General features: G+C 64.7%; 16 protein-coding genes. All 16 read left to right on the top strand.

Going from position 1 to position 16,598, the window contains the following annotated elements:
* Nucleotides 1–10 precede the first annotated feature (10 nt).
* The 16 genes from ABGN05_RS00780 to flgK all read left to right on the top strand — a co-directional run bounded on the left by ABGN05_RS00780 (nt 11) and on the right by flgK (nt 16,593).
* Nucleotides 11–544: a MotE family protein gene (locus tag ABGN05_RS00780; protein ID WP_367952089.1), complete on the top strand. Its 534-nt coding sequence runs from the start codon at nt 11–13 to the stop codon at nt 542–544.
* The gene (gene flgH, locus ABGN05_RS00775) at nt 541–1,245 is read left to right on the top strand and encodes a flagellar basal body L-ring protein FlgH (RefSeq protein WP_367952088.1); all 705 of its coding nucleotides are present in this window, start codon (nt 541–543) and stop codon (nt 1,243–1,245) included. The genes ABGN05_RS00780 and flgH overlap by 4 nt, the downstream gene beginning before the upstream one ends.
* Nucleotides 1,246–1,256: 11 nt before the next feature.
* Complete coding sequence (locus ABGN05_RS00770; protein ID WP_367952087.1) at nt 1,257–1,796, top strand: flagellar basal body-associated FliL family protein; 540 nt, start codon at nt 1,257–1,259, stop codon at nt 1,794–1,796.
* Entirely contained in the window at nt 1,793–2,530 is a 738-nt protein-coding gene (gene fliP / locus ABGN05_RS00765) for a flagellar type III secretion system pore protein FliP (protein WP_367952086.1), read from the top strand. The genes ABGN05_RS00770 and fliP overlap by 4 nt, the downstream gene beginning before the upstream one ends.
* Nucleotides 2,531–2,732: 202 nt before the next feature.
* Nucleotides 2,733–3,737, top strand: a complete 1,005-nt coding sequence (locus ABGN05_RS00760) for a flagellin N-terminal helical domain-containing protein (protein WP_367952085.1) — start codon at nt 2,733–2,735, stop codon at nt 3,735–3,737.
* Nucleotides 3,738–3,916: 179 nt separating this feature from the next.
* Nucleotides 3,917–4,879, top strand: a complete 963-nt coding sequence (locus tag ABGN05_RS00755; RefSeq protein ID WP_367952084.1) for a flagellin N-terminal helical domain-containing protein — start codon at nt 3,917–3,919, stop codon at nt 4,877–4,879.
* A 132-nt stretch (nt 4,880–5,011) separates the two neighbouring features.
* Nucleotides 5,012–6,013 (top strand): flagellin N-terminal helical domain-containing protein, encoded by a 1,002-nt coding sequence (locus ABGN05_RS00750; protein ID WP_367952083.1) that lies wholly within the window; start codon nt 5,012–5,014, stop codon nt 6,011–6,013.
* 132 nt (nt 6,014–6,145) lie between these two features.
* Nucleotides 6,146–7,822, top strand: a complete 1,677-nt coding sequence (gene fliF / locus ABGN05_RS00745) for a flagellar basal-body MS-ring/collar protein FliF (RefSeq protein WP_367952082.1) — start codon at nt 6,146–6,148, stop codon at nt 7,820–7,822.
* Entirely contained in the window at nt 7,822–8,478 is a 657-nt protein-coding gene (locus ABGN05_RS00740; RefSeq protein ID WP_367952081.1) for a hypothetical protein, read from the top strand. The genes fliF and ABGN05_RS00740 overlap by 1 nt, the downstream gene beginning before the upstream one ends.
* A complete protein-coding gene (locus tag ABGN05_RS00735) occupies nt 8,475–9,737 on the top strand; it encodes a MotB family protein (protein WP_367952080.1) in 1,263 nt (420 codons plus the stop codon). Before ABGN05_RS00740 ends, ABGN05_RS00735 begins: the two co-directional genes overlap by 4 nt.
* Complete coding sequence (locus ABGN05_RS00730) at nt 9,734–11,017, top strand: MotC family chemotaxis protein (protein ID WP_367952079.1); 1,284 nt, start codon at nt 9,734–9,736, stop codon at nt 11,015–11,017. The genes ABGN05_RS00735 and ABGN05_RS00730 overlap by 4 nt, the downstream gene beginning before the upstream one ends.
* A 179-nt stretch (nt 11,018–11,196) precedes the next feature.
* Nucleotides 11,197–12,330, top strand: a complete 1,134-nt coding sequence (locus ABGN05_RS00725; protein WP_367952078.1) for a flagellar hook-length control protein FliK — start codon at nt 11,197–11,199, stop codon at nt 12,328–12,330.
* Nucleotides 12,281–12,841 carry a lytic transglycosylase domain-containing protein gene (locus tag ABGN05_RS00720; RefSeq protein ID WP_367952077.1) on the top strand — a complete coding sequence of 187 codons (561 nt, stop codon included), beginning with the start codon at nt 12,281–12,283 and terminating at the stop codon, nt 12,839–12,841. Before ABGN05_RS00725 ends, ABGN05_RS00720 begins: the two co-directional genes overlap by 50 nt.
* Nucleotides 12,842–13,030: 189 nt before the next feature.
* Nucleotides 13,031–13,699 (top strand): response regulator transcription factor, encoded by a 669-nt coding sequence (locus tag ABGN05_RS00715; RefSeq protein ID WP_367952076.1) that lies wholly within the window; start codon nt 13,031–13,033, stop codon nt 13,697–13,699.
* A gap of 142 nt (nt 13,700–13,841) precedes the next feature.
* The gene (locus ABGN05_RS00710) at nt 13,842–15,104 is read left to right on the top strand and encodes a flagellar hook protein FlgE (protein ID WP_367952075.1); all 1,263 of its coding nucleotides are present in this window, start codon (nt 13,842–13,844) and stop codon (nt 15,102–15,104) included.
* 34 nt (nt 15,105–15,138) lie between these two features.
* Nucleotides 15,139–16,593: a flagellar hook-associated protein FlgK gene (gene flgK, locus ABGN05_RS00705; protein ID WP_367952074.1), complete on the top strand. Its 1,455-nt coding sequence runs from the start codon at nt 15,139–15,141 to the stop codon at nt 16,591–16,593.
* Nucleotides 16,594–16,598 lie beyond the last annotated feature (5 nt).

Raw genomic sequence — 16,598 nt, 5'->3', positions numbered from 1 at the left:
AGCCGCCTCCATGACAGTCCTCCCCTCACTTCCGAAGTCCCGAAGCGCCAGAGCCGCGTCGATCACCGTCCTGGCGCTCGGCACGGGTTTGGCCGTTCTCGCCGTCACCGGCAACATGGCGGGCGCGCAGGACCTTCCGGGCAAGATGACCGACGAGGTGAGCGAGTTCTGCGCCAACATCGTCGATGCGGCGCGCGACCGGCGCTATGCGGTCCAGACCAAGGAACTGGAGAACCTCCGCGGCGAGATCGACGAACGGATCGCCGCGCTCGAGGCCAAACGTGCCGAATACGAGAAGTGGCTCTCGCGGCGCAAGGAAGTGATCGATGCCGCCGAGGACAGCGTCGTCGGCATCTATTCGCGCATGCGCCCCGACGCGGCCGCCGAGCGCATGGAGAAGCTGGACGCCAGCCTCGCGGCGGCCATCCTGCTCAAGCTCAACCATCGCCAGGCCGGCATCATATTGAACGAGATGGACAGCAAGGCGGCGGCACAGCTGACCAGCATCATCGCCGACGTCGCCAAATCCGAGGACCCGTCATGAACCGCATCGTCATCCTCGGCATCGGCTGCCTGACGCTCGGGGGATGCGCCGGAGAACTGCGCGACATCGGCAGGCCTCCCGCGCTTTCGGCCGTGGGTTCGGGACTGGAGCCGGCGTCGGCAACGGCCTATGCGTATCCGGAACCGCCCGCGGCACCGGTCAAGCGCTTCTCGCTGTGGGACGACGAGCAGAGCCAGCTCTTCAAGGACGCCCGCGCCCTGTCGGTCGGCGACATCCTGACGGTCTTCATATCGATCAACGACAAGGCGACCCTCAACAACGAGTCCGACAGGTCGCGCACCTCGAAGCGGACCTTCGGCATCGGCGGCGGCTACGACTGGGACGGCGTGGGGTCCAGCGGAGCGGCCGATTTCGACCTGAACTCGAAGTCCGATTCCACCGGGTCGGGCGCCACCGCGCGATCGGAAAACATCCGGCTCTCCGTCGCCGCGGTCGTGACCGAGGTGCTGCCCAACGGCAACCTGATCATCCGCGGCTCGCAGGAGGTCCGGGTCAACGCCGAGCTCCGCATACTCACGATCGCCGGCATCGTGCGCCCAGCCGACATCGGCGCGCAGAACTCCATTCCCTACGAACGCATCGCCGAGGCCCGCATATCCTACGGCGGCCGCGGCCGTCTGACCGAGGTCCAGCAGCCTGCCTACGGCCAGCAGATCCTCGACATCATCTCTCCGTTCTGAGCCGATCACCCATGTCGCTCGACGCAACCGATGCAGCCAGCCAGAAGAAGGGGCCATCGATGATGGTCCAGGTGGCGGTCCTCGTCGTGCTGACGCTCGTCGCGGTCGGCGGCGGGTGGTTCGCGGGAATCAACCTGAGGGGCGGCGAGCCAGCCGAGCCGGAACCCATCAAGATCGCCGTGGAGCCGCTTCCGGGCGAGGCCGGCGAAGGCGCTGAAGCGGGGCACGGCGAAGAGGGCGGCGGAGAGGATGGCGAGATCAAGCTCATCCCGCGCCTCGTGCCCATGGAGCCGATCACGACCAACCTCGCGGCGCCATCGGACATCTGGGTGCGCATGGAGATCTCGATCGTCTTTTCGGCCCCGCCGCCGCCCGACCTCGTGCGCACGATTCACCAGGATCTGCTGGCCTACATGCGCACCGTCTCGCTCCAGCAGGTCCAGGGCGCCAGCGGATTCCAGCATCTCAAGACCGACCTCGAGGAGCGGGCGCAAATCCGCAGCGAAGGCCTGGCGACCCAACTCATGATCCGGACCCTGCTGTTCGAATGAGAAAGCTCCTGCTCGCCGGCGGCGCACTGCTTCTCCTGACCGGAGGAGCGCTGGCGCAACAGCTCGACCTCGGGCAGCTGACCGAAGGCCTGCAGGGCGAGACCGTCGGCACCATCATCCAGCTCTTTGCCCTGCTGACGGTCCTGTCGATCGCGCCGGGCCTGCTCATCATGGTGACGAGCTTCACGCGCTTCGTCATCGCCTTCTCGATCCTGCGCGCCGGCATCGGCCTTCAGACGACGCCCGCGAACCTGATCCTCATCAGCCTCGCCCTGTTCATGACCTTCTACGTCATGGCCCCGACGTTCGATCAGGCCTGGAACAATGGCGTCCGGCCGCTCGTGAACAACCAGATCAGCGAAGAGGAAGCGTTCGCGCGCATCTCCGATCCGTTTCGCTCCTTCATGCTCAACAACGTGCGTCAGGAAGACTTCAACCTGTTCGCCGACCTCGCCCGCGAGCGCGGCCAGACGGTCGTCAGCGGCGAGCAGGTCGACCTGCGGATCCTCGTTCCCGCCTTCATGATCTCGGAGATCAGGCGCGGTTTCGAGATCGGCTTCCTTATCGTCCTGCCGTTCCTCGTGATCGATCTGGTGGTGGCGACCGTGACGATGGCGATGGGCATGATGATGCTGCCGCCCACGGTGATCTCCCTGCCCTTCAAGATCCTGTTCTTCGTCCTGATCGACGGATGGAATCTGCTGGTCGGCAGTCTGGTGCGGTCGTTCAACTGACGACGGCAAGGTTTCGTTAATCCCTTCGCCAGAATCCGTCCGAAAATTATCGGTTTGGTAAATTTTTCCTGTCAGAACATCCTTAACAGGATGGATCGGCGCGGATGTTCTTCGCCGCCGATGGCATGATGCCGCGCCGTCCTACCGGTAAAGTCCGGTATGTCCCTGTAAGTGTTGTGTTTTGTTAGTAAGGGACATCCCTATGTCGAGTATTCTGACCAACGCGTCGGCGATGACGGCGCTCAAATCTCTCCAGGCTACCAACAAAAATCTCGAAATGACCCAGGCTCGCATCTCCACCGGTTACCGGGTGGGCGAGGCGAGCGACAATGCCGCCTACTGGTCGATCGCAACCACCATGCGCTCCGACAACAAGGCTCTCTCCACCGTGCAGGACGCGCTCGGTCTAGGCGCCGCAAAAGTCGACACCGCCTACACCGGCATGAGTGCCATGATCGACGTGGTTGACGAGATCAAGGCGAAACTGGTCGCCGCTCGCGAACCGGGCGTCGATCGCGCGAAGATCCAGACCGAGATTACTGCCCTGCAGGGGCAGTTGACCTCGAACGCCGCCGCGTCGAGCTTCTCCGGCGAAAACTGGCTTTCCGTGGATTCAAGCGCCGCTTCCTACAATGCCACGAAGTCGATGGTCGCTTCCTTCACCCGCGCCGCGGACGGCTCCGTGTCCATCTCCACCATCTCGGTGGACACGGCGTCGATCAAGCTGTTCGACTCCGCCACCGACGCCGCGGCAGCCGGCACCGGCATTCTCGATGCCAAGTATACCTCCGCCGACATTGTCGGTCCGCCGGCCTTCTCGGCCGGTGACCGCCTCACCGACCAGTCGGTTGCCACCGGCGCCACCGTCTTCACCGTGGCTTCGCTCGACATTTCCGCTCTCACCAACAGCGCGGCGGACCTCGCCACTCTCGAGGCCTATATCAAGGGCGTGGACAATGCGATCGGACTGATGACGACGGCCGCGTCCGATCTCGGCGCGGTGAAGAAGCGCATCGACCTACAGACGGAATTCGTCTCCAACCTCATGGATACGATCGACAAGGGTATCGGTACCCTGGTCGACGCGGACATGAACGAGGAGTCCACCCGTCTCCAGGCTTTGCAGACGCAGCAGCAGCTCGGCATTCAGTCGCTGTCGATCGCCAACGGCAATTCGCAGCAGATCCTGTCGCTTTTCCGCGGTTAACGTCCTCTTTACCAATCCGCTTAACTGAAACCAAATCGTCCCGGTCCTAAAAGGGATCGGGACTTTTGAATTTGAGGGCGGATCGATCCTGATGTTGTCAGGAAATCGACAGGCATGACGCCGCACCGCCTTACCGGTCGAGCCCGGTATGTCGTGTACAAGCGTTTTAGGGGACACCCATGTCGAGTATCATGACGAACGCTTCAGCGATGACGGCGCTGAAGACCCTCCAGGCCACCAACAAGGCGTTGGAAACCACCCAAGCCCGGATTTCCACCGGCTATCGCGTTTCGGAAGCGTCCGACAACGCCGCCTACTGGTCGATCGCGACCACCATGCGATCCGACAACAAGTCGCTTTCCACCGTGCAGGACGCACTCGGCCTTGGCGCCGCCAAGATCGATACGGCCTACACCGGCATCAAGGCGGCCATCGACGTCGTCGACGAGATCAAGGCCAAGCTGGTGGCTGCCCGCGAGCCGGGCGTCGATCGCGCCAAGATCCAGTCGGAGATCACCGCGCTTCAGGGTCAGCTGACCTCCAACGCCGCGGCGTCCACCTTCTCGGGCGAGAACTGGCTCTCGGTCGATTCCAGCGCCACCGGTTACAACGCCTCCAAGACCATGGTGTCGTCGTTTACCCGCGCCGCCGATGGCTCCGTATCGGTCGGCACGATCGCCGTCGACACCTCGTCGATCAAGCTGTTCGATGCCGCAACCGACGCCGCCGCCGCCGGCACCGGCATCCTCGACGGCCGCTATGACGCGGCGACTGGTCTCATCCTTGCCGATCAGTCGGCAGGCGGTTTCACCGTTGCCTCGCTCGACATCTCCGCGCTCACCAACAGCTCGGCGGACCTGACGACCCTGGAAAACTACATCTCCGGCGTCGACAACGCGATCGGCCTGATGACCACCGCGGCATCCGACCTGGGCGCTGCCAAGAAGCGCGTCGACCTCCAGATGGAGTTCACCTCCAACCTCATGGACACCATCGACCGTGGTGTGGGAACGCTCGTCGACGCCGACATGAACAAGGAATCGACCCGTCTCCAGGCGCTGCAGGTGCAGCAGCAGCTGGGCATCCAAGCGCTGTCGATCGCCAACGGCAACTCGCAGACCATCCTGTCGCTCTTCCGCTAACAGACCAGAGGCAGGCGCGTTGAAGACGGATCGCCGGGCGGCCGCGGCCGCACGGCGAAAGGCATGACGCCGCACCGTCTTGCCGGTTCAATCCGGCATGTCGCGTTTCAGAGTTTGTGAAAGGGGACACCCATGTCGAGTATCATGACGAACGCTTCAGCGATGACGGCGCTGAAGACCCTCCAGGCCACCAACAAGGCGTTGGAAACCACCCAAGCCCGGATTTCCACCGGCTATCGCGTTTCGGAAGCGTCCGACAACGCCGCCTACTGGTCGATCGCGACCACCATGCGATCCGACAACAAGTCGCTTTCCACCGTGCAGGACGCACTCGGCCTTGGCGCCGCCAAGATCGATACGGCCTACACCGGCATCAAGGCGGCCATCGACGTCGTCGACGAGATCAAGGCCAAGCTGGTGGCTGCCCGCGAGCCGGGCGTCGATCGCGCCAAGATCCAGTCGGAGATCACCGCGCTTCAGGGTCAGCTGACCTCCAACGCCGCGGCGTCCACCTTCTCGGGCGAGAACTGGCTCTCGGTCGATTCCAGCGCCACCGGCTACAACGCCTCCAAGACCATGGTGTCGTCGTTTACCCGCGCCGCCGATGGCTCCGTATCGGTCGGCACGATCGCCGTCGACACCTCGTCGATCAAGCTGTTCGATGCCGCAACCGATGCCGCCGCCGCCGGCACCGGCATCCTCGATGCCAAGTACACGTCCGTCGACATCGTCGGGCCTCCGGCCTATACAGCCGGTGATCGACTGGCCGATCAGTCGACAGCCACCGGTGCAACGGTGTTCACCGTCGCCTCACTCGACATCTCGGCGCTCACCAACAGCGCGGCCGACCTGAGTACCCTCGAAGCCTACATCTCCGGCGTCGACAACGCGATCGGGCTGATGACCACCGCGGCTTCCGACCTGGGCGCTGCCAAGAAGCGCGTCGACCTCCAGATGGAGTTCACCTCCAACCTCATGGACACCATCGACCGTGGTGTGGGAACGCTCGTCGATGCCGACATGAACAAGGAATCGACCCGTCTCCAGGCGCTCCAGGTGCAGCAACAGCTGGGCATCCAGGCGCTGTCGATCGCCAACGGCAACTCGCAGACCATCCTGTCGCTCTTCCGCTAAGCAGTTTACCGGCGTCCGGTACGCCGGGCGCCACCTCCAGTCGGGCCGCTTCCCATGGAAGCGGCCCGATATCATTTTCGCACAAGGTTCAGCCACTAGTCTCCCGAAGCCTGTCATTCGGGAATCCGACCTGTGCCTGAACAATTCCAGAAGATCATAGACAACCTGACCGCGTTCGGCCCCCGGCGTACCGCGATCGGCGGCGGCATCCTGGCCTTCGTGTTCGCCGTCGTCATCGGCGGCGCGATCTTCCTCAACCGACCCGCCAACGAGACCCTCTATGTCGGGCTCGACCGCAGCGACGTGGCCAAGATCGGCGTGGTCCTCAGCGAGGCGGGCCTTTCCTACGATGTCGGCGCGGACGGTACGACGGTGATGGTACCGGCCGGCTACACCGGACGCGCGCGAATGATCCTTGCCGAGAAGGGACTGCCCAGCAGCTCCAATGCCGGCTACGAACTCTTCGACAATGTCGGGTCCCTCGGTCTGACCTCCTTCATGCAGGAGGTGACGCGCGTGCGCGCGCTGGAAGGCGAGATCGCACGCACCATCCAGTCGATCTCCGGGGTGAAGTCGGCCCGCGTGCACATCGTGATGTCGCAGCAGGCGAATTTCCGCCGCGAGGAGCAGCAGCCGACCGCCTCGGTCGTCATCCGGTCCGGCGGCATCGACGAGATCAAGACCGCCAACTCGATCCGGCACATGGTCGCGGCAGCCGTTCCGGGGCTCACCTCCGACAACGTCACCGTGCTGGACACCGACGGCTCCCTCCTCGCCAGCGGCGACGACCCGTCCAGCAGTTCCCTCAACCGCTCGATGAGCATCGAACGGACGGTCGAGAGCCAGGTTGCCGACAACATCCACAAGGCCCTGTCGCCCTTTCTCGGCCGGGACAATTTCCGCGCCAGCGTCAAGGCGGTCGTGAACACCGACAGCCGACAGATCGAGGAGACGATCTTCGACCCCGATTCCAAGGTCGAGCGCTCCATCCAGACGATCCGCTCGAACGACAATTCCAACGAGAGCGGCGCGTCCACGCCGGCCGGCGTGGAGCAGAACCTGCCGGACGAGGCCGCGGTCGCCGCCCAGGCGCCGACATCCAACGAAACCAGCGAACGGCGCGAGGAAATCACCAATTACGAACTGAACTCCAAGCGGATCGCCACCACCAGCAACGGCTATTCGATCTCCAAGCTTTCGATCGCCGTCGTGATCAACCGCGACCAGGTGATGGCCACGCTCGGCGAAAACCCGACGGCCGAACAGGTCGATGCGCGGATCGCGGAGATCGAGAACGTCGTTTCGACCGCCGCCGGGCTGGACACCGAACGCGGCGACAAGGTTTCGGTCACCGCGCTCTCGTTCGTCGGGGAAATGGCGGGCGACGCCATGGCCGAGCCCGGATATCTGGAGATCGCCGGCCGCTACACCGGCTCGATGATCAACGCGCTGGCCTTCGTCATCGTCGTTTTCCTCGTCTCCTGGTTCGGGCTCCGCCCGCTGACAAAGGCCCTGACGAAGACGGAGAGCGTGGAGGGGTCGAACTTCGCGGATCTGCAGCTCCCCTTCGATTCCCCGCTGAACAACATCGCGCTGCCCGATCCGCTGGCCGACATGGACGGCGGCGGGGGAATGGGCGGCTTCGCCGGAATGGGTGGCAACCCGAGCGAGAGCGACGTGATGGAGGAGCTCAAGATGCGACTGCGTCCGGCGCCGCAGGAACGCCTCGCCCACATGGTGGACATCAACGAGGAGCGCACCGCCGCCATCCTGCGCAAGTGGGTTAACGCCGAGGCGGCCGCGGCCTGATGCGCACGGTCGCGGACCTCCTCGTCGATTTCGGCAAGCCGGCGCCGTCGGGACCGGCTTTCGCCGAAACGCCGTCGTTCGACTTCGAGCAACCGGAATTCGGCGAGCCGCTGGACGAGCTGGACCTGGCCGCGCCCGCGGAAGAAGTCGACGTCGGCGCGCTGGTAGAGGAAGCGGTGGCCAAGGCGGAGGCAGAACTTCGGGACCGTCTGGAGGGCGAGTTCCAGGCGGCGCTCGAAGCGGAGAAGGCCGCGCATGCCGAGGCATTGGAGACGTTGCGGGAAGAATGCGGCCGCGAGGCCGGATCGGCGCTCAGGGAGCAACTGGCGGCCCTGGAGGAGAGGCTGACCAGCGTCACCTCGTCTGTGACGTCGCAACTCCTCGGTCCCGTGCTGACGGCGAGCCTTCAGGAGAAGTCGGTCGCCATCCTCGCCGCGATCATCAGGGAGGCCATCCGCGATTCCGGCGCGGTGCGCATCAGGGTACGCGGACCGCTGTCGCTTTTCGAAGCGCTGGAGGCGGCGGTCGGCGAGCATTCCGGTCGCATCGAATTCACCGAAACCGACGGTTTCGACCTGGAAGTCGGCATCGATGAAAGCCTCTACGAGACGCGGCTTTCGGAGTGGTCGCATGCGCTGTCGGAGACATTGCAATGAGTGGTCACGACGCGGGACATCCTCACGAGATCATCATCGTCAAGCATGGCCATGGCGACGACCATGACGCCCACCACGGCGGCGTCTGGAAAATCGCCTTCGCCGACTTCATGACCGCAATGATGTGCTTCTTCCTCGTGATGTGGCTGATCAACGCCGCCAACGAGGAGACCAAGGTCTCGGTCGCGAGCTATTTCAACCCGATCAAGCTCGTAGACCGCAATTCCAGCCGGCGCGGCCTGGACGACGTCGGGGCCGGTCCCCAGGAAGAGCAGGGCTCCACCGAGACGCCGTCCGAAGAGAGCACGTCGTCGAAGTCGACCGGCCCTTCCTCCTCCGGAGTCGGCGAGCAGATGAACTCGAAGGAGGGTGAAAAGGCGGAACTCCAGTCCGACGAGCATCTCTTTTCCGACCCCTATGCCGTGCTGGCCGAGATCGCCGCCGAATCCGGCGAGTTGCAAAACCTGAGCGCCAAGGGCGACGGCGGCGCGCAGTCCGCGGGGGCCGCCACGGGCGCCGCGGGTGGCGAATCCTTCCGCGACCCCTTCGCCCCGGACTTCTGGTCCAAGCAGGTCGAACAGGACCTTCCGGGCGAGCCCGACCTCTTCGAGCATCCGCAGGTGCCGGAAGCCAGCGAAGGCGCCGACCCCCGCAGCGGCATGGGCCCGGCCGCATCCGAGAACGACCCCTTCGCCGACGACGCCTTCCACCGGCAGACCGAGGCGGAACCGGCGGACGCGGCGAAGAGCGAGGAAGCAGAACCAGCGGAAAAGGTGGAACCCGGCATCGATCCCGCCGCGGTCGATGCCGCGAAGGAGATCAGGGCCGAACTGGCGAAGGCGTTTGGCCAGGGCGAGAAAATCGCCGAGGGCATCACCGTCACGCCCACCGAACGCGGCGTCGTCATCTCGCTCACCGATCAGCTCGACTACGGCATGTTCGAGATCGGCTCGGCCGTACCGCACCGCGAACTCGTGCTTGCCATGGAGAAGGTGGCCGCGATCCTCAACGGACGCAACGGAAAGATCACGATCAACGGCCACACGGACGGGCGTCCTTTCAAGAGCAAGACCTACGACAACTGGCGCCTTTCCTCGGCGCGCGCGCAGTCGGCCTACTACATGCTGGTGCGCGGCGGCCTCGAGGAACGGCGCGTCGAGGAAGTCGCCGGCTTCGCCGACCGGCAGCTCAAGGTGCCGGACGATCCCTACGCGGACCGGAACCGCAGGATCGAGATCCTTCTGGAAACCCGGGGATGAAATGGACGGCCGCATCGCTTGCCTTGGCGCTCCTCGCCGTCGGCGGGGCGAACGCGCATGCGGCCGGCACGCTCGACCTCTACAAGATGGTGCGTTCGCTCCAGCTGGTGCAGGACCAGCTCGCGCGCGGCGATCATGCGGCAATGCCGATGCAGCAGAAGCTCCTCGCCCTCACCGACGAGCGCTTCCGGACAGCCAGTCCCCAAGAATTCGAGGACCGGCGGAACCTGACGGCCCTTCTGGTCTACGCCATGAGCGGCGGCAATCCCACGACCATCGAGGTGGTGCTTTCGAAGCTCCATCTCGAGGGCGAGGACGCGGTGCTTGGAAAGGGCGTGTTGGCCTACATGACCGGTCGGATGGTCAAGGCGGGCGAAATCCTCGCACCCATCGATCCGATGGCAAGGGGAAGCGAGACCGGCGCCTTCGTGGCGCTCGTCAAGGGTTCCATCACGGGCATCAAGCATCCTGAGGCGGCACTCAAGCTGATGGACCAGGCGCGGCTGCTCGCGCCCGGTACGCTGGTGGAGGAAGCCGCGCTGCGTCGGTCCATGCCCCTGGTGCTGGCCCTCGACCGGCCGGACCGCTTCCTCGTCCTGGCGGAACAGTATACCCGCCGCTTCCTGCGGTCGCCCTATGCCAGCGAGTTCGCGGATGCCTTCGTGGAGGGCATGGTGACCTTCCACGACGCCATCACCGAGGCGCAGATCAAGACGATCGTATCGCTGATGAACCCAGCGCAGCAGGAGGCGATCTACCTGCGTCTCGCGCGGCGCAGCACGATCAAGGGACAGGTGGCCCGCTCCGCATTCGCTTCCGGTCATGCCACGGATATCTCCCGCCAGGTGGAAGGCGAGGAGGACCCGCGTGCCACCCTCTACCAGGCCATCGCCTCCATCACGTCCGAAAACGTCGAGGAAGTGCTCGAGAACCTGAAGAAGGTCGATCCCGATCAGCTTTCGCCGCGCGACCGCAAGCTCCTGCTCGCCGCAAGGGCGATTGCAGCCGAGGTGCTGGCACCGCCCACGGGAGAGAACCCGCCCGTGGAGAAGGCATCGCAGCCGGCGGTGTCCGAAACGACGGCCTCCCACGCATCGGAAGCAGCGGGCGAAGCCGCGCATCCGGTTGCGGCGAAAAATCCCGAAGATCATCCCGGCGCCGCGACGTCACCCGGATCGGCGGCCGCGGACGAGGTCGACACCGTCTCCCGCGAACTCGTCAGTTCGGTTCGCGAGAAGCTGGATGCGGTGGATCGCCTCCTGGAAGGAGTGAAGGAATGACACCCGTCGCAGCAATGCCGATGCCAGCGGCCCCTTCGGCGCGGCCCGCCGGCCAGCACGCGGCAGGAGAGGGAGACCCCTTCTCCAACCTGCTGGAAGGCGCCGGCCGCAAGGCCGCGCCTGCGGCGCGCGACCCGGAAGGCGCGGTGTCGGGAGGCGGTACCGGCCAGCCCGAGGGGATGGATGTGGAAGCGAACGCCAAGGCCGACGACGCCCGTGCCACCGGCATCGACGATGAGGCATCGCCTCGTGTATCCGAGGAGCAAAGCGAGCTTTCGCCCTTGCAGCGGCTGTCGAAGATGTTCGCGATATTCGCTCCGCGCACGGACGCGAAGGACGCCGCATCCGATCCGGAGACGGATGGTCTCGAGGACGACGAGAGCGGGCCCGGGGACCATGGCGAGGGCAAGACGGACGAACTCGAGGTACCGGTGGACGCCGCGATCGCTCTCGTTGCGCAAGCCTCGCTTCCGAACCAGCAACCCGAACCCGGCCTCCGCTTGCCGGGGGACACGGGTAAGCCGGCGGCAGCGGGCGTCGCGAGCGCCCTTGAAAATGCGGAAGACGGCGAGAGCGCGGACGAGGGACCGGGCGAGGAAGCACGCCGGGACGGATCGGCGAAGGCCGCCAGCGCGGTGTCAGTAACGGATGCGATCACCGCGGCGGGGGATGCCGCCGAAGCGGCCGAGGATGGCCAGGGCAGCGGCCCTTCCGCGACCGCTGCGACGGTGTCCGGTGAGGGCGATCCTCGCGTAAGGGTCGTCAGCGACACGCCAAATATCGCTCCCGCACCCCAGAACCTGCGTACCGTTGCCGGCCTGGCGGCGGCAATCGCGGGAGATGGAGAATGGCGGAGCGCGATAGAGCAGATTAATACGCTCGAAGCGGATGTCTCGAGGAGTCAACAGGCTCCCATTCGCGACCTGAAAATACAGCTGAATCCGGCCAATCTCGGAGAGGTCAATGCCCGCCTGCGATTGACCGGAGAACAACTTTCAGTTGAAATTCGTGTCGACAGTCCGGAGGCCTATCACCGTCTTTCCGGGGAGCGCGATGCGATCGTTTCGTCGCTGCGCGGCCTGGGTTTCCGCGTCGAGGACGTGAGCATCCAGCAGCAGTCGCAGGGCACCGGCAATCAGCCGCAATCGGGCTCGGGCGGACGCTCCGGCGATGCATCTGCAAGCCTGTCGCAAGGGTCCGGGAAAGACCAGGGACAGTCGGGCAGCAACCAGAACCGAAGCAACACCATCCCCCAGGAGAGCGATGCAAACCTATCTCGCACTCGGCCTTCTGCTGACGGCATTTACATCTAGCCTGGCGGTCGCGGCCCCGTCCAATCCATGCGAAGGCGAAATCTTGCGCGCGTCGCACAAGTATGGCGTGCCTGCCGGCATACTATATGCAGTAGGATTGACCGAAACCGGCCGCAAGGGAAGCCTTCAACCCTATGCGTTGAACATCGAGGGGAAGGCGTCTTTCGCCGGTTCGCCCGCGGAGGCGGAGCGCATGTTCGCCGCCGCGCGCCGGGATGGGAAGAAGCTGATCGACATCGGCTGCATGCAGATCAACCATCACTACCACTCGGACAAGTTCGACAACCTCTCCGACATGTTCGATCCGCGCCGAAATGTCGACTATGCGGCGCGGTTCCTGTCCGACCTGAAGCGGCGCCATTCCACCTGGTCGATGGCTGTGGCGCGCTATCACGCCGGTCCCGACAACGACCCGGCACAGAAGCGGTATGTCTGTCGCGTCATCGCCAACATGGTCGCGACCGGCTTCGGAAGCTGGACCGAAAACGCCCGCGCCTTCTGCAACCAGTGAGCGATATCGATCTTCTCCGATCAGCCAAAACGGGCCAATGCCGCCTGTGGATATGCTGTGGATGACTGCGGGGATTACCTGAGGGGAATCCCGTTTTTCAACATACAAGATCTTACAGTTGTCCGCGATTCCCGCCACCGGTTACGCCTTTTCTCGGCGGACCATGGAACTGATTCGGAGGGCGGGCCGATGATTGTCATTGTGGATGAGCGTGCACGCGTAAAAGAGGGGTATTCTTCGCTTTTTGGTAGAGAGGGCGTTCCAAGCGCGGGGTTCGGCGCGACCGAATTCGGCGAGTGGGTTTCGAGCGCGGCGGACGAGGATCTCCAGGCCATCGGCGCTTTCCTCATCGGCGAATGCGACACGCATCCGATTTCACCCCGGATGCTGCGCGAACGGACCGGCGCGCCGGTCATCGCGCTGAGCGAACAGCACTCGCTGGAGAACACGCTCAGGCTGTTCGAATCGGGCGTCGACGACGTCATCCGCAAGCCGGTGCACATACGCGAGATCATGGCGAGGATCGCCGCGATCCGGCGGCGCGCCAACGACGACGGCGCTTCGACCGACATCGGCAGCCTCCGCATCTTCATGAACGGCAAGGATCCCGAGATCAACGGCGAGCCGCTGCCGCTGCCGCGGCGGGAACGGCGTATCCTCGAGTTCCTGGCGAACAACCGTGGACGCCGGGTGACCAAGACGCAGGTCTTCAACGCGATCTACGGCATCTTCGACGAGGACGTCGAGGAGAACGTCGTGGAAAGCCACGTCAGCAAGCTGCGCAAGAAGCTTCGCGAGCGGCTCGGCTTCGATCCGATCGATTCCAAGCGCTTCCTTGGCTACTGCCTGAACGCCTGACGGGGATCCGGGGCGGCCCCTTGGCCGTCCGCGAACCCTGCCACGGAGGCGGCAGACCTCGAGAGCGGAGCGAGTACAGTTTCGCGCAAGTCAGCTGCGTTAGCCTCAGGATCAGCGGCGCTGAATACGAGGGAAGGTTGCAATGAGCCTCTACGGAATGATGCGGACCGGCGTGTCCGGCATGCAGGGCCAGTCGAACAGGCTCGGCACGGTTGCCGACAACATCGCCAATTCGGGCACGAACGGCTACAAGAAGGCATCGGCCGAATTCTCGACGCTGATGATCAGCGGTGGCGGCACGAGCACATACTCCTCCGGCGGCGTGGTGACCGATATCCGCGCGGCGGTCGCGCGCCAGGGCGTCATCCAGTACACGACCTCCGCGACAGACCTCGCCATCGACGGGAACGGCTTCTTCGTCGTCAAGGACGCTTCGGGCCAGCCTTTCCTGACGCGGGCGGGCTCCTTCGTTCCCGACGACCAGGGGCGCCTGGTCAACGCAGCCGGGTTCTATCTTCTCGGCTACAGCTATGCGAACGGCGACCCGAGCACCACCGCGAACGGCTTCGCCGGGCTCGAGGCCGTCAAGATCTCGCAGCAGGCGATGAAGGCGGTTCCCTCCACCTTCGGCACCTATTCGGCGAACCTGCCGGCGAAGGCCGACATTGTCGACGCCGCCAAGCTTCCCTCGAAGAACGTGGCCGGAGCCGAGTACACCAACAAGATCTCGCTGGTCTCCTACGACAAGCTCGGCGACGAAGTGCTGCTGGACGTCTACTTCACAAAGACCGCCGCAAACGAGTGGGAGGTCGCGGTGTACTCGCGGGCCGACGGGACCGCGACCACCGGCTTTCCATATTCCTCCGAAGCCCTTGCCATCCAGACCCTGAAATTCGACCCGGAAAACGGCAAGCTTGCCGCGGGGAGCGCGACCAACATCGAGATTCCTATCCCCGGCGGCGAGACGATGAAACTCGACCTGGCGAAGATGACGCAGCTCGCCACGGAGTTCGTTCCCGGCGAAGCCGAGGTGAACGGCAGCGCGGCCAGCCCGATGACCGGCGTGAAATTCGGCGACGACGGTACGATCTACGCGCAATATGCGAACGGTAGCCTGGAAGCGCTCTACAAGATCCCCCTGGCGAACGTACGCAGCCCCGACCGGCTCACGGTCGAAAGCGGCAACGTCTTCAGCCAGAGCGCGGATTCGGGCGACGTCTTCTTCGGTTTTGCGAGCAAGGGCGGCTTCGGCAACATCAGCTCCGGCGCCATCGAGGCCTCCAATGTCGACATCGGCGAGGAATTGACCTCGATGATCGAAGCACAGCGCAGCTACACAGCCAATTCCAAGGTGTTCCAGACCGGCTCGGAACTCATGGACATCCTGGTCAATCTCAAGAGGTAGCTTTTCGAATGTTCGGGTCGGGGGACCATAGGGAATGTCGCTGAGCACCGCGCTGAGCATCGCTCAAAACGCGCTTCTGGCGACCTCTCGCCGCACCAGCGTCGTCTCGCAGAACATCACGAATGCGGACAACGCCGACTACTCGCGCAGGTCCGCGGTGCTTACCAGCACCGACACCGGCGTGCGCGTTTCCACCATCCAGCGCGCCGCGAACGCTGCCCTGGAGAAGCAGAACCTGTCGGCGCTTTCGCAATGGGAAGGCCAGCAGGGCCTGCTGTCGAGGCTCAACGACCTGGCCCTGGCCGTCAATGGCAGCGACAATGCCTCTTCGGCGGCGACCGCGCTGGGCAAACTCCAGGAAGCGCTGCAACTCTACGCGGCCACGCCATCGAGCGCCAACCTCGCCGAAGGAGCGCTCGACGCCGCCCGCCAGGTCGTTCGGTCGCTGAACGAGGGCAGCGCCCAGATCCAGTCATTCCGCGCCGATGCCGATGCCGAAATCGGCACGGCCGTGGACGATCTCAACAAGCTTCTCGCTGACTTCGAAACGGCGAACAAGGCGGTCATCGCCGCCACGTCGACGGGACGCGACGCAAACACCGCGATGGACCAGCGCAACGCGCTGCTGCGGCAGATCGCCGAGTACGTGCCGATATCCACGTTCACCCGCGCGAACTCCGACATGGTGATCACGACCGCCGACGGCTCGACCCTGTTCGAGACCGTCGCGCGGCAGGTGTCGTTCGAGCCGACCACCGTCTTCGGCGCCGGCATCGAGGGCAACGCGGTCTACATCGACGGAGTCCCGCTGTCCTCCAATGACTCTATGTCGGCCATCTCCGGCAAGCTCGGCAGCCTGATCAAGCTGCGCGACGAGGTGGCGGTGACCTTTCAGTCGCAGCTGGACGAGATAGCGCGCGGCACGATCCAGGCATTCGCCGAAACCGACCAGAGCGGCGGCGGGGCATCCGCTCTCGCGGGTCTCTTCACCTGGAGCGGCGGCCCGGCGCTGCCGGCCGCCGGATCGGCCAGCACCGGCCTGGCCGCCGACATTTCCGTGAACGCCGCCTTCGATTCCGATCGCGGCGGCGACCCGACCCTGCTGCGCGACGGCGGCGCGAACGGAACGGCCTATCGCGCGAACTCGGCGGGAGCGTCCTACTCCGCGCTGCTGATCAAGTACGGCGACGCGATCGACAAGGACATGTCGTTCGACGCCGGAGCCGGCATCGCGACCAGCGTGAGCCTCAGCGAATTCACCGCGAACTCCGTCGGCTGGATCGAGGGCCTGCGCCAGAACGCGTCGCGCGCCGAACTGACGAGCAGCGCCATGCTGACGCGCACACAGGAAGCGCTGTCAAGCGAGACCGGCGTCAACGTGGACGTCGAGATGACCCTGCTCCTCGATCTCGAACACGCCTACGAGGCGTCGGCGCGCATCCTCCGGACCGTCGACGAGATGCTCGGCACCCTCCTGGACATGGCGTGACCTTG

The sequence above is a fragment of the Aquibium pacificum genome, from assembly GCF_040839445.1.
GTDB classification, from domain to species: domain Bacteria; phylum Pseudomonadota; class Alphaproteobacteria; order Rhizobiales; family Rhizobiaceae; genus Aquibium; species Aquibium pacificus.
This window is presented reverse-complemented; position numbering and strand designations above follow the sequence as displayed.